Genomic DNA, 13,907 nt, shown 5'->3' with positions numbered 1-13,907 from the left:
TTTTGGCATTTTTTAACAATAAATTTAAGCGAGTTATGGCAGAGGTAGCATATTTTACCAAAGAAGGTTTAGAGAAATTAAAGCAAGAATTACAGGAACTTAAAACAACCGGTCGTGCTGCAATATCAAACGCTATAGCTGAGGCACGGGATAAAGGCGATCTTTCTGAGAATGCCGAATATGATGCGGCTAAAGAGGCTCAAGGCTTACACGAAGCTAAAATTGCACAAATGGAAGAAATTTTAGCTTCTGCACGTATACTGGATGAGTCAAAATTGGATACATCTAAAGTACTGGCACTCTCTCACGTTAAAATCAAGAACATTAAGAATGGCGCTACCATGAGCTACCAATTAGTAGCTGAAAGCGAAGCCGATATGAAAGCGGGAAAAATTTCTATCACATCACCAATAGCCAAAGGTTTATTAGGCAAAAAAGTTGGTGAGATTGCCGAAATTGCAGTACCTGCCGGCAAAATGGAATTTGAAGTTTTAGAAATAAGTAGATAAATTAATTGCTGAATTATTGAGTTACTGAATTATTGAATTAACATTCAAATCAGTAATTCAATAATTCGATAAAATCAATAACTACCTATGGCAAGCATCTTTTCAAAAATAGTAGCAGGCGATATTCCGGCTTATAAAGTCGCCGAGAGTAATGAGTTTTTGGCATTTTTGGATATTAATCCATTGGTGGAAGGCCATTTGCTGGTGATACCTAAAAAAGAGGTTGATCGGTTGTTTGATCTGGATGATGAAACCTATACCGGCCTAATGATATTTGCCAAGATCATTGCTACTGCCATGAAAAAGGTAATTGCATGCGACCGTATTGGCGTTACTGTAATGGGCTTAGAGGTGCCGCACGCGCACGTTCACCTTATACCGATGAAAGGCATGCATGATATGGACTTTACCCGCCCCAAATTAAATTTCACTCCCGAAGAATTTCAGGCAATAGCTGATAGAATAAGAGAAGCGTTGTAAGCCCCCTCTAATCTCCCCCTGTAGGGGAGACTTTAATGTTACTTCACTATCCGCTTCGCGTTGTCTTTCACAAAAGTTTCCCAACCGGAGTAGTTTTTTTTAGCTCCTGCCTTACCAATGGCAACATTTTGAAACGAATGGCAAACGGCTACAGCCAAACCATCGGTTGCGTCTAAAAAGTCAGGTGTTTCGGTAAAGTTCAGTAAGCGTTGCAGCATGCCTGCTACCTGCTCTTTGGTTGCGTTGCCGTTGCCAGTAATAGATTGCTTTATTTTACGTGGGGAGTATTCGGTAACATCAATATTGCGCGATAATGCCGCTGCCATGGCTACACCCTGTGCCCTCCCCAGTTTTAACATTACCTGTATGTTTTTACCATAAAAAGGGGCTTCAATGGCCAGGCAATCAGGTTTGTAGTTGTCTATTAAGCCAACGGTTTTTTCAAAAATGCGTTGCAGCTTCAGCATATGGTCATCAATTTTATCCATTTTAACCACGCCCAAACTTATCAGCTCTGTTTTGTTACCTATCTGTTTTACTAATCCGTAGCCCATCACCGCGGTGCCGGGGTCAATGCCTAAAATTATACGCTCTTTGCTGTTGTTGTTTTGTTGCATGTTAACTCTTTCAAGCCGAATTTTATTACGCTACAGGTAGCGTTTTTGAAGCGGTGGTGGCTCTGAGCCGGGTGACCCACCGTGAGCCACCGTGAGCCCACCTGAGCCACCACTTTTTTAAAATCGACTATGTAAAGATAGCCATCACCAACTACACATCATTCAACAACCGCATATATTCTTCCCGGCTTATCATCCTTGCACCCATTGATTCAAGATGAGCTGTATGTACCTGGCAATCTATCAAATTATATTTTCCCGTTTGGCAAAGCGTTATTAATGCCACTTTTGAGGCATTGCTCATTTTGCTAAACATACTCTCGCCGCAAAATATGTTACCAACTTCAACGCCATAAGCGCCACCAACTAATTCATTATTCTGCCAAACTTCTACAGAATGTGCAACGCCTGTTTTATGCAGTTCAATGTAGGCTGTTTTCATATCGTCGGTTATCCAGGTGCCGTCCTGCCCTTCTCGCTCAACCTGTGAGCAGGCGTTTATTACTTCTGCAAATGCGGTGTTTGTTGTTACGGTGAAAACTTCTTGTTTAAGTATTCTCTGCATTGATTTACTAATACGCAATTCATTAGGAAACAATACAAAGCGCTCGTGCGGTGCATACCATAAAATGGGAGTATCATCACTATACCAGGGGAAGATGCCGCTTTGGTAGGCCAAGGTGAGGCGTGGTACAGAAAGATCACCGCCCACAGCTAACAAGCCATCGGGCTCTGCCAGTTCCGTGGGCGGAAACATTATGTCTTTAGTCAGCCTGAAAATCATCAAGGCAAAATTATGCCTTCTTGCGTATTACCAGCTTTTTATTTTGGGCTTTAGCAATATTGTCCAGGTACTCCTGCATTTCGGTATACTTTGCAGCAGGTATAACATGACTGGTCAGCACAAATTTAGCGGTGCTTACTATTTTATTTTTCTCTTTGTCATACGCATAGCTAACATCATAACTTCCGTAGCTAAATTTAATGTTAGTATTGGTTGGTAAAGTTTCCACCTCAAAGCCCGCAGGTACTGCAATATTGGTTACACATACCTTTTGCATAGGATGATCAAAATAGAAATCTGTTTTACGCTTTTCAAGTATCGGCACGGTGGCATTGAATAAACTCATTACCTGTGGACGATAAAACCGCTTATCGCCACTCATTACGTCTGTAAACTTGTCGTATTCCAAATCAATATTCAGCTCCTTTACACCGTCTTTATCAAGGGCTTCCTTAAAACTAAACTGCGATGGTTGCTTTAAATTGAGGTAATTGATAAGATAGCCTTTTTGGTCATCAACCTTTTTTGCGGCTAAGGCCAGGTACATATCCCGGTACTCACCTGTACTTTTTATATTGATGGCTGCTTTTGCACCGCCGTCTTCATCTAAAACTACGTTTATCTCGCTGTTAAACTGATGATCCTGGCAGGTACTTTTAGGCGTGTTGACCAATTTTCCTCCTTTATTTGTGATCAGCAGAGCGTTTCGATTCTCGGTGAAAGAACCCAACTTTCCGAATATGGCCGTACTACTGGTACACTCCAGCCATGTAGTATCTCCTTTAAAAGGCACACAAACTACAATGTGATTAAACGGGTCTGCAGGGAATAACGGATCAGCAGGTTCACCATTTGTTTCACCTTGTATAAGCGCGTAATAAGCGGGGATATTTACAGCTTTAAGCATGGCCACCATGTAATTTGACAGTGCCTTACAGTCGCCGTACTTTTTTTGATCAACAAACATTGCCGGGAAAGGCTTAAGCCCGCCAATGCCTAATTGTATACTTACATAGTGCATGTTTTTTTGCATGTACTGATACAAAAATTTAGCTTTTGCCTTGTCGCCAACAATATCTGCGGTCATTTTTCGTATCTCTTCAGCACGTTGAGGGCTTAGATCAAGGCCTTCTGCGTTTAATGCCTGATACCATTTGCCGTAAGATTCCCATGAAGTCAGATCACCGGGCAAGCCATCAAATGAAAACTGATTGGTAGCGAAAACTACATAAGGGTACACACGCCACTCTATTGCGTCATCTTCAGGTTTAAAGGTTTTGAGGTTATGTACGTCCCATTCATACACATCATAATTACCATTTTTTAAAGTGCGTGGAGAAATATTTGTATTGTTGTTTTTGTACCTGAACCCAACCAGCGGAACTGCTGAAACCTTGTAATAAGCATTTTCCACAGCAGTTTCCTCAGGCAAATATTGCCACCTACCCAGATCAAGATAGCTGTTGGTTGAGCGTTCCCAAATAATCTCAACTGTAGTTGGATAACTTGATATGGTGTGGCTCAGCAATAATACGCGATAGTTACTGGCCAGTGTTTGCTCATCGGTTGCAGCCCTGTCATAAAAATCGCTTTTACTATACTTTTTAATAAGCTTACCGTTGGCATCATAAATGAGCACCTTAGCATCGGTTATCTGATTAAACTTTTTATCGTAAGGTAAAGCAACATCGCCATGGTGATCGCCTTTTTGGTCTAAAATAGTTACTATACTATGAAAGGCAACTTCCGTTTTACCCGGCCCCTTCACAATAGTCTCTGTATCGCTAAAACGTACTACCGCGTGCGCATCCTGTTTTAATGAATCTGGAATAGTTGATGCCTTGTATAAATTAGGCGCAATGGGCATAGTCTGCCCCCATGCAGCAGCTGCAGAAAAGCATAGAAAACTTAAAATCTTATACGTTAACTTCATAAACTATGCTTTCTTTAAAATGATCTGCTCATTAAGCATCTCATACAACACCTTCACAAATTCTCTGAAATCCGGATAGTCTTTCTTTAAATAAATTGGGCTGCTAAATTCTACAACATAACGGATGGATATTACACCATCCTGCTCACCTACTATACGGCTCATTGAAATAGATTTATCCGGCATAACTATCTTGCCCGATTTTGGCATAGCATCTACCTTAAAGCCTGCAGGCATTGTGTACCTCCCACCAATAGAAAAGTTTCGGTTATAGCCAAATTCAATATCTGTAAGCCTGTTCTCAGCTAAAAACGGATTTTTTCTGAGCGAAGAAAACAGGTTTGGGTTTAAGTAGATGTAGGTATCATCTGATCCAGATAAATCTGCGGTAAAATTTATAGTATGTAATAGCGGCAAGGTATCTACATCCAGGTTTTCGAATTTTAATGATGCTATTTTAATACCGTTGTCATCATTCCGCAGGTAGTCTATATACTTTTTTTCGCCATCGGTTTTGTAGCGCTCTATTGCATTCAGGCGGTTATAACTTGAGCTCCTTATGTTGGTTGTACCTTCCAGTTTCCCGTCAGGTTTTATTTGAGCGGTTACAAATACCGTTTGGCTTGAAGGTGTCAGTTTTTCTAAAGAAACTATATCATACAGTTCCTTGCCTTTATCAATATACAGGCCTGATGAGTTAAGTAATTCTGCCGGTATCTCATTAAACACATTGTATTTACCTGTAGCATCAAGTACGTATTCTTTGTCTTCTGAAACAGGCATGTATACCACCGCTCTGTTAAACTGTGATAGTGATGTATGGTACGGACGCACCTTGCCGTGTTCGCGCGTGCTTACCACCATAGGGTAAACATCTAAACCTGCCTGTTTTAGTAAATGATACAATATAATGTTGATCTCCGCGGAATTACCTGTTTTCTTTTCCCACGCGGTTGGCGTACCTTCGGTTGTGTACCAACGGTCAACACCATCCCATTTCATGGTATTTTTTACTTCATTAAAAATATAAGCTATTTTATCATCGCCCTTTAATTTAGCAGCATTGGCTAAAATAACCTCTTCGCCTTTAAGCTTTTTCTTTAGCTGTTTTCCAAAATCCTCATCATCTGCCAATATCCCGCCCACTTTAGCCCAAGTGTCTGAATATGTTTTGAAAATACCTGCCTGGTGTGATGTAATATTGGTTAGCTGAAATATTAAACATTGATAATTATCAGCATAAGATGACATGTAGGCTTCGTCAGGCAGCGAATGGATATTTGCCATTGCTCTTTCGTTTTTATCTGACATGTACCCAACCTGTGCTTCAGTTTTTGATGTATTCTTTACAAATGGTTCGTATGTACGTACCTGGGTGCGGTAAGTAAAATACTCAGGTACACTCGTAATATACTCGCTGTATCTAACCGGTATTTTTTGCTGGAAGAACCATGCGGGGAAGTTGGAGTACGACACCGTGTTCCACGCATACTTATATTCAATGATGCTGCCGGCTTTAACATTAGGGAAAGTAAAGGCAATCTCGTTTCTAACTTTGTCAATGTTTTTGGTAAATATCTGGCTTTTATCCAGTTTAATTATTTCTGGCTTGCCGTTAACCAGGTTAATAGTTTGCGCCTGTAAGCCTGTTATGTACTCCAGCCTGTTGCCTCCCTGGTATGGAATGCGTATCTCGGCTTCTTTCATGCCGTTCTCATTGAAAATTTTGATGCGCTTATGCCGTTGGACAATAATGTTAAACTGTTGGTCAAAGTAAAGATCACCTTTGTCAAACAGCACTTCGGCATTGGCGTCTTTTTCAAATTCGCAGGCTTTAAGCTCAAGGTCGGCAACATCAACTTTGCCATAAGGCATTGTACCGGGAACTGCGGGGGTTTGCGATTGAGCACTTACAGCTACAGCAAGGACACTCAAAAAGAGTGTGGCAAGGATTCTATTCATTGTGATATTTTGGTACGGTAAAGATAAATAAAAAAGTGTTGCTCAAAAAACTGTCAACACTTTTCTATTTTAATGATGTTACGCAAACTTGGCCAATATCTGTTCTGATGATAGCTTTTCCTGCGTACCTGTTTGCATATTTTTAACAGTAAGCATGCCTGTTTGCATTTCGTCGCTGCCAATTAAAACTACGTAAGGTATGTTTTTGCTGTTGGCGTAATCCAACTGCTTTTTGATCTTTGCGCCTGCAGGGTACATTTCTACACTAATGCCAGCAGCGCGTAACTCCTGTAATAGCGGGAATGCGTAAAACTCGCCGGTCTTATCAAAGCAGTTGATAAGCACCTGTGTGGTTTGCGCTGTTTCTTCCGGGAAAAGATCGAGCTCTTCCATTACATCATAGATCCTGTCTGCACCAAAGGATATTCCGGCACCGGTCAAGCCTTTTAAGCCGAACATGCCGGTTAGGTCATCATAACGGCCACCGCCGCCGATGCTGCCCATTTGCACTTCGTTGGTTTTTACCTCGAAAATTGCACCGGTGTAGTAGTTAAGTCCGCGGGCGAGGGTAATGTCCAGCTCGCAGTTTGCAGTTTGCAGTTGAGCTAATTTTAGATAGTTAAACACTTCTTCAATTTCATCACAACCTTTAAGGCCGGTTACCGAACTTGCCAACACTTCACGTAATTGAGTTAGCTTTTGTTGCGTGTTGCCTTCTAATAAAATTATTGGTTCAATTTTGTCAATATCTTGCTGTGTAAATCCGCGCGTCAAGAGTTCATTTTTAACGCCATCGAGGCCAATTTTATCCAGTTTGTCTATGGCAACAGTTAGATCAACAATATTATCAGCTTTATCTATAATCTCTGCAATTCCTGATAGAATCTTTCTATTATTGATCTTTACGGTAAAATCTTTTAGTCCGAGGCGGGTAAGCGCTTCATCATAGATCATTACAAACTCAGCCTCATTCAATAGCGAGTCAGAACCAACAACATCGGCGTCGCACTGAAAAAACTCACGGTAGCGACCCTTTTGTGGCCTGTCGGCGCGCCAAACAGGCTGCACCTGGAAACGCTTGAACGGAAAAGTTATTTCGTTTTGATGCTGTACAACGTAGCGGGCAAAAGGAACGGTAAGGTCGTAGCGGAGGGCTTTTTCAGAGATTACGCCGGTTAAAGCTTTTGAAGAATGCTCTGTATTCTTCTTCTCTACCTCATTCCAGAAATCGCCGCTATTTAAAATTTTAAACATCAGTTTATCACCTTCTTCACCATATTTACCGGTAAGGGTAGTTAAGTTTTCCATAGATGGGGTTTCTATCTGCTGATAGCCATACTTGCGGAAAACAGTTTTAATGGTGTCAAAAATATAATTGCGGCGGCCCATTTCTAACGGAGAAAAATCGCGGGTGCCTTTTGGTACTGATGGTTTAATTGCCATGCGGCAAATGTACAAAAATGAAGGTAAATCACCTCATTGCTTATATTCAAGCAACTCCAAACGGTTGCCAAACGAATCATAAAAGGTAAACCTGTGGCGGCCTTGTATCAATGGCTCATCATAAGTTTTTATATGATTTTGCTCCAGCCAACGGCGGGCAGCAGCAACGTCCGTCACTTCAAATGCCGTGTGCCGCGCAGAAACCGGCAGGGCAGGTTCAACGCCTATGTGCAGCTCAATATCTGCCCAGGCAAACCAATGGCCGGGTGTAGTAAACACTTCGGGCCGGTCTATTTGCTTTAACCCCATTATGGTCCGATAAAACTCACGCGCTTCTTCCAGTTTTTCAATTGGAACGCAGATGTTGATATGATCTGTACGTTTGTAACTTATAGGGCAAGCCATATAAAATTTGAGTTAAAAGAAAAGGCGCCTGTTGCAAAGGCGCCTTCAAAATTTATTAATATTTGTTACTCTACAGTTACTGATTTTGCCAAATTACGTGGCTGATCAACGTTGCAATTACGCATAACCGCAATATGATACGATAACAATTGCAACGGAATAGTGGCCAGCAGCGGAACAAAAGCATCATCGGTGGCTGGTATCTCTATACTATAATCGGCCATGTTGCGTACTTCGGTGTCACCCTCGGTAACAATAGCCAGAACTCGCCCGCCGCGCGCTTTTACTTCCTGTATGTTGCTGATCACTTTCTCGTAAGAAGAATTTTTGGTAGCAATAAAAACAACAGGCAATTCCGCATCTATCAGCGCTATTGGCCCGTGTTTCATCTCAGCAGCCGGATAACCTTCAGCGTGTATGTAAGAAATCTCCTTTAACTTTAAAGCACCCTCTAATGCAACAGGGAAAGAACTGCCCCTACCCAGGAATAAGCAATTGCTGGCATCTTTAAATGCAGCTGCTATCTTTTTAACTTCTTCGTTGCATTTCAGCGTTTGCTCTACCAGTTCGGGTATTTGATCCAACTCTGTTAAATAGGCAATTAATTTGCTCTTGGTAAGCGTACCGCGAAGCTGGGCTATATAAAAACCAATCAGCGTTAATACGGTAACTTGTGCCGTAAAAGCCTTGGTTGAAGCTACACCAATTTCGGGACCCGCATGTGTATATACGCCCGCATGGGTGATGCGTGGAATTGAAGCACCAACCACATTACAAATACCAAATATTGTAGCGCCTTTTTCTTTAGCCAGCTCAAGGGCAGCCATGGTATCTGCAGTTTCGCCAGATTGAGAGATCGCTATCACAATATCCCTCTCAGATATAATAGGGTTACGATACCTGAATTCTGATGCATACTCTACCTCTACAGATACCCTTGCATACTCTTCAATCAAATACTCGCCCACCAAACCAGCATGCCATGATGTTCCGCATGCTACTATGATTATGCGATCAACATTTTTTAGCTTATCAGCATACTCTTTAATACCTCCAAGTTGTACTTTGCCTTTTTCGGGATAAATACGACCGCGTAAACAATCGCGTATGGATCGTGACTGCTCGTATATCTCCTTCAGCATAAAGTGATCGTAGCCGCCTTTCTCCAACATTTCCAGCTTTAGGTCAAGCTCTTGTATATACGGAGTTTGAACGGTATTATCTATATTCTTTATCAGCAGGTCATTCCGTTGTATATAGGCAATCTCGTTATCATTTAAATAAATAACGTTTTTGGTGTATTCAACAATAGGTGTAGCATCAGATGCTACAAAGTACTCGCCTTTACCAACGCCAATCACCATTGGGCTGCCTTTGCGGGCCGCAATAAGCAGATCAGGTTCCTCGGCACTCATAATTACAATGGCGTAAGCTCCAATAACACGGTTTAGCGCTATACGCACCGCCTCTTTTAGATCAACACCTGTTTCATTCAAAATATCTTCTACCAGGTGTATTAAAACCTCGGTATCGGTATCGCTTTTAAAAACGTGCCCTTTGGCTAACAGCGTCTCTTTAATAATACCGTAGTTCTCAATTATACCGTTGTGTATAATGGTAAGCTTTCTATCTCCTGACGAGTGCGGGTGAGAGTTCCTGTCGCTTGGCGCGCCGTGCGTAGCCCAGCGTGTATGCCCCATACCAATGGTGCCGGTCATGGGTAGCCCTTTAACGAAATCTTCCAGATCGCTAACCTTACCTGTTTTTTTGTAAACCTTTAAGTTTTTGTCCAGTAAAGCAACGCCGGCACTGTCATACCCACGGTATTCAAGGCGACGCAGGCCCTTAATTATAATCGGATAAGCATCCCTGTGGCCTACATAGCCTACTATTCCACACATAAATTAAATTTAAAAAACGTTGTAAAAATAATCAGCTATATAACATGTTATATAGCTGATTGCATTTTTCAATATAAGAAATTAACTATTTTACAACAACGTGTTATTTGTTAACTTTTGTATAAATGATATTGAGTTTTACACGATAAGTTGATCCATCACTCCCCACAGCTGCCGTACGTCCGTCAAGTTGAGGGTTGGGTGTTACGTCGCTAAAATAAGAAAAGCCCTGATTGTCGGCCGCTCCTATATAGGTACCATAATCAATGGTTTTTCCGCGCATTAAATCCTGAACATATGCAGTTACCAAAAAGCGATATTCCTTTTTATCTGAGTTGTAAAAACCACCATAAGACGTGGCAGAACGCGGATCGGTCTGTGTGTTGTCCTGGATGTTGATGCGCTGCTTCGCCAGATCAAGCTTGTAAAGCATTAAACTATTAATAGGCGTATAAGGGAACGCAGTTCCGGGTTGCGGAGAAATAACCAGTTCAGCACGGTTTACAATAATATCACTACCGGCTTTTGTTATAATTTCTTTAAGATATGGAAACTGTACTTTAGCCCTTAGGCCTAATAACCCCTGTAAATAAAATGTATTACGTGTTTTTGATGTAGTAGCTGCAAGTTCTGTAGCTATGGCAGTACCAGCGTAGTTATGACTAATTTCGGCTGAGCGACGTACGCTTGGCAAAACAACTACGTTTGTATCAATTGTGGACCCATCTGTAGCGGTTACTTTAACATAAACTTTAACAGTGGCCGAGTCCATGTTGAACATCATAGTTCCGCCGGGCCCTGTTTGGTTTTTATCTAAAGTTACATACAATCCGTTCACTCTGTTTCTAAACACCAGATTAGATGCTACCTGATCAGCAGGAGCATTGAACAAAATACTGTTAACAAAAGTAGGGTCTAAAGGCACACGCACCTGCGGAATAAACTTCATTAAAGAATCTTTTCCCGCTCGGATAGGTTGAATCACTCTAACACTATCACGCGTTCTTGGAAAGAAGGATTTAGTTCCCAACAAAACGGATTTAGTTTTCCATTTTTTTGAGGCGTTATAAGTTCCATTACTCAGTATGCGCTCATCCAACTGATAAACGTTGGCTTTAAAGCGTGTTGTAAGCGAGTCGCCATAAAATCCGCTGGTATACGGAAGAATAAGTATGGCAGAATCAATAGCTATTGTACCTGTTGGAACAGTATAAGCTGCTTGCGAAGGCAAATTAAGATCCATTGCTATATTTGATTCAGTTATACCAAAAACAGGATCTTTAAAATAACTAAGCGCAGTTTTGGCCAGACCAGAAGCAATGGCATCCTCCTCAGGAACGGTATTTACATATACAGTAGATGTATCTATCAGACTACCTTCAATAAGGTTACCATCATTAACTCCCAAGTTAACGGTGCCCTGCTTTTTACAGCTACTTAAAATAAAAAGACTTATTAACAGTGTCAATAAGTCTAATCTGAAAAATTTCATATTTGATCTCAAAGCTTATACAACGTTTACCAGTTCTTCAGTGGTAATTTCGTCGTAAAAATTGTAATAATTTTCGAAATCTGCGGTAGAATTAAAATCCAAAACCGATTTTTGGCTGTTTTTAACATTATTTAACACATCCTCGTCGATATTTTCGGCCGCTAAAACAATGCCATCACTGTAGTGAATAGCTCCTTCATACAATGAAGTGTTAGTACCTGGTTTATACATTTCGGTATGCTGCTCGGTCATGCCGCCCATAACTGCTTTTTGTGCAAAATCGGCATTCATTTCGCCTTTAAAATCATTTTCATAAATAGAGTAGACTATTTTTGAATGCTTAAAGGTTGGATCGTCTTTGTAAGTAGTTTTTAAATAGGCCGGCACTAATGAACTCATCCAGCCGTGACAATGGATAATATCCGGGGCCCAACCCAATTTCTTCACCGTTTCTAGCGCGCCCTTACAGAAAAATATCATTCGCTCATCGTTGTCAGCATAAAACTTCCCGTCTTTGTCCTCAAACACATGCTTGCGTTGAAAATACTCTTCGTTGTCTAAGAAATAAACCTGCATACGCGCCGCCGGAATAGAAGCCACTTTTATGATCAAAGGATTATCATTGTCATTAATAATGATGTTCATCCCCGATAAGCGGATCACCTCATGAAGGCGGTTCCTGCGCTCATTAATATTACCGAAACGAGGCATCAGGATACGAATCTCGTAACCTTTCTCCTGCATAGCCTGCGGAAGCTGGCGTGTTATTTCAGAAATTTTGGTGAGTTCAAGGAAAGGCGACATTTCATGAGTTATAAACAATAGCTTAGATTTACCCATCTCCAATTCAGAATTAAAATATTATGAAACTAAACCCAAAAAAATTGGGTTTGCAAATATAAGCATTATAATAACAACTATCAACCAATTACACAAGTAGTTTGGTATTTAATGATGTTTTATGCAACTTCGCCCTCTTGTTGATGATTGATCTCAGTTGAAACATTTTACCACCCGGCAAGCCCTTGCAGAACACCTGCTGCAACTGAAAATACAGGGCAAAACAATAGGTTTTGTACCCACCATGGGCGCGCTGCACAATGGGCACCTTTCGCTTATACGCATAGCGCAGCAACAATGCGATGTTGTAGTTTGCAGCATTTTTGTTAACCCAACCCAATTTACTGATCCGAGCGATCTTGAGAAGTACCCTCGCCCTATTGGAGCTGATATTGCTAAACTTGAAAGTGTGAAATGCGATGTTTTATTTGAACCACCGGTTAATGAGATGTATGCCGGTAATGAGCATTGGCATTTAGCTATTGGAGAATTGGAGCATTTACTTGAGGGAGCGTCGCGCCCCGGCCATTACCAGGGCGTTACTCAAGTGGTAAGTAAGCTTTTTGACATTGTTAAGCCTGACATTGCTTTTTTTGGGCAGAAAGACTATCAACAGTTTTTAGTGATTAGCAAAATGGTAGAACTATTGGCCATGCCGGTAAAGCTGGTAATGTGTCCTATAGAACGTGAGACAGATGGTTTAGCCATGAGCTCACGTAATATACACCTCTCTGCATCAGACAGGCGAAATGCTTTGGTACTATCTCAAACACTGAATGCTGTAAAACAGCAATTTAATATTGATGGTATTGATCAGCTAAAGCAGGAGGCCGAACATACTATAACCTCCACTCCAGACGTGAAGCTTTCTTACTTTGAAATAGTAGATGGAGAAACACTACATCGCGCTACTTCAAGTTCCAAACATATAGTTGCACTTGTTGCAGTCAAAGTAGGCAATACGCGATTGATTGATAATGTTATTATTATGTAGCAAATAGTGGATAGGCCATGGCGTATAGTCTCAATGGCTATTGTCATGGTACTGTGTGATATATTTTACTAAACTATGGAATATTGACTATGAACTATAGACCAAAATAACATTACCTTTGCCCCATGATTATTGAAGTATTAAAATCAAAAATTCATCGTGCCCGTGTTACTCAAGCAGAATTGCATTACGTGGGTAGCATCACTATAGATGAGGATTTGATGGATGCGGCGAATATTATTGCCAACGAGAAGGTGCAGATTGTAAACAATAATAATGGCGCCCGTTTTGAAACTTATGTAATTAAAGGCGAACGCGGTTCGGGCACTATTTGCCTAAACGGTGCAACAGCTCGTTTAGCAGCCGTTGGTGACATTGTTATCATCATGTCATACGCACATATGGACATGGATTTAGCTCGCAAATACGAGCCTATATTGGTTTTCCCAGACAACGACAATAAGCTTTTAAAATAAGTTATTCATCGCTTTTAAAATTGAAGGCAGCTGTTTTGAAAAATAGCTGCCTTCATATTAAATAACCAATT

The 13,907-nt window shown here is 41.0% G+C and carries 13 protein-coding genes; 4 read left to right on the top strand and 9 right to left on the bottom strand.

The window, feature by feature from the left end:
- Positions 1-35: 35 nt before the first annotated feature.
- Entirely contained in the window at positions 36-509 is a 474-nt protein-coding gene (gene greA, locus CLV57_RS03310; RefSeq protein ID WP_100341294.1) for a transcription elongation factor GreA, read from the top strand.
- An 87-nt stretch (positions 510-596) separates the two neighbouring features.
- A complete protein-coding gene (locus CLV57_RS03305; protein ID WP_100339922.1) occupies positions 597-989 on the top strand; it encodes an HIT family protein in 393 nt (130 codons plus the stop codon).
- 38 nt (positions 990-1,027) lie between these two features.
- On the opposite strand, the gene ruvC is transcribed toward CLV57_RS03305, so the two are convergent.
- The 9 genes from ruvC to CLV57_RS03260 all read right to left on the bottom strand — a co-directional run bounded on the left by ruvC (position 1,028) and on the right by CLV57_RS03260 (position 12,366).
- Positions 1,028-1,606 (bottom strand): crossover junction endodeoxyribonuclease RuvC, encoded by a 579-nt coding sequence (gene ruvC / locus CLV57_RS03300; RefSeq protein WP_100339921.1) that lies wholly within the window; start codon positions 1,604-1,606, stop codon positions 1,028-1,030.
- 151 nt (positions 1,607-1,757) lie between these two features.
- Positions 1,758-2,390 (bottom strand): leucyl/phenylalanyl-tRNA--protein transferase, encoded by a 633-nt coding sequence (gene aat / locus CLV57_RS03295; protein ID WP_100339920.1) that lies wholly within the window; start codon positions 2,388-2,390, stop codon positions 1,758-1,760.
- Positions 2,391-2,400: 10 nt separating this feature from the next.
- On the bottom strand, positions 2,401-4,323 hold the full coding sequence (locus CLV57_RS03290) for a DUF3857 domain-containing transglutaminase family protein (protein WP_100339919.1): 1,923 nt from the start codon (positions 4,321-4,323) through the stop codon (positions 2,401-2,403).
- A gap of 3 nt (positions 4,324-4,326) precedes the next feature.
- On the bottom strand, positions 4,327-6,285 hold the full coding sequence (locus tag CLV57_RS03285) for a DUF3857 domain-containing protein (protein WP_100339918.1): 1,959 nt from the start codon (positions 6,283-6,285) through the stop codon (positions 4,327-4,329).
- Between the two features lie 78 nt (positions 6,286-6,363).
- Positions 6,364-7,728 (bottom strand): histidine--tRNA ligase, encoded by a 1,365-nt coding sequence (hisS, locus tag CLV57_RS03280; RefSeq protein WP_100339917.1) that lies wholly within the window; start codon positions 7,726-7,728, stop codon positions 6,364-6,366.
- Between the two features lie 33 nt (positions 7,729-7,761).
- The gene (locus tag CLV57_RS03275) at positions 7,762-8,133 is read right to left on the bottom strand and encodes a VOC family protein (protein WP_100339916.1); all 372 of its coding nucleotides are present in this window, start codon (positions 8,131-8,133) and stop codon (positions 7,762-7,764) included.
- 65 nt (positions 8,134-8,198) lie between these two features.
- The gene (gene glmS / locus CLV57_RS03270) at positions 8,199-10,034 is read right to left on the bottom strand and encodes a glutamine--fructose-6-phosphate transaminase (isomerizing) (protein ID WP_100339915.1); all 1,836 of its coding nucleotides are present in this window, start codon (positions 10,032-10,034) and stop codon (positions 8,199-8,201) included.
- A 103-nt stretch (positions 10,035-10,137) separates the two neighbouring features.
- Positions 10,138-11,526, bottom strand: a complete 1,389-nt coding sequence (locus CLV57_RS03265; protein ID WP_100339914.1) for a DUF4270 family protein — start codon at positions 11,524-11,526, stop codon at positions 10,138-10,140.
- Positions 11,527-11,541: 15 nt separating this feature from the next.
- Positions 11,542-12,366, bottom strand: coding sequence for a glycogen/starch synthase (locus tag CLV57_RS03260; protein WP_100339913.1), 825 nt, complete (start codon positions 12,364-12,366; stop codon positions 11,542-11,544).
- A 157-nt stretch (positions 12,367-12,523) separates the two neighbouring features.
- Here CLV57_RS03260 and panC point away from each other — a divergent pair, with 157 nt between their 5' ends.
- Both panC and panD read left to right on the top strand, forming a co-directional pair.
- On the top strand, positions 12,524-13,360 hold the full coding sequence (gene panC / locus CLV57_RS03255) for a pantoate--beta-alanine ligase (protein ID WP_100339912.1): 837 nt from the start codon (positions 12,524-12,526) through the stop codon (positions 13,358-13,360).
- A 125-nt stretch (positions 13,361-13,485) separates the two neighbouring features.
- Entirely contained in the window at positions 13,486-13,836 is a 351-nt protein-coding gene (panD, locus tag CLV57_RS03250; protein ID WP_100339911.1) for an aspartate 1-decarboxylase, read from the top strand.
- Positions 13,837-13,907: the final 71 nt, after the last annotated feature.

The sequence above is a fragment of the Mucilaginibacter auburnensis genome, from assembly GCF_002797815.1.
GTDB lineage: Bacteria > Bacteroidota > Bacteroidia > Sphingobacteriales > Sphingobacteriaceae > Mucilaginibacter > Mucilaginibacter auburnensis.
The sequence above is the reverse complement of the archived record's forward strand: the minus strand, read 5'-3'. Positions and strand labels throughout refer to the sequence as shown.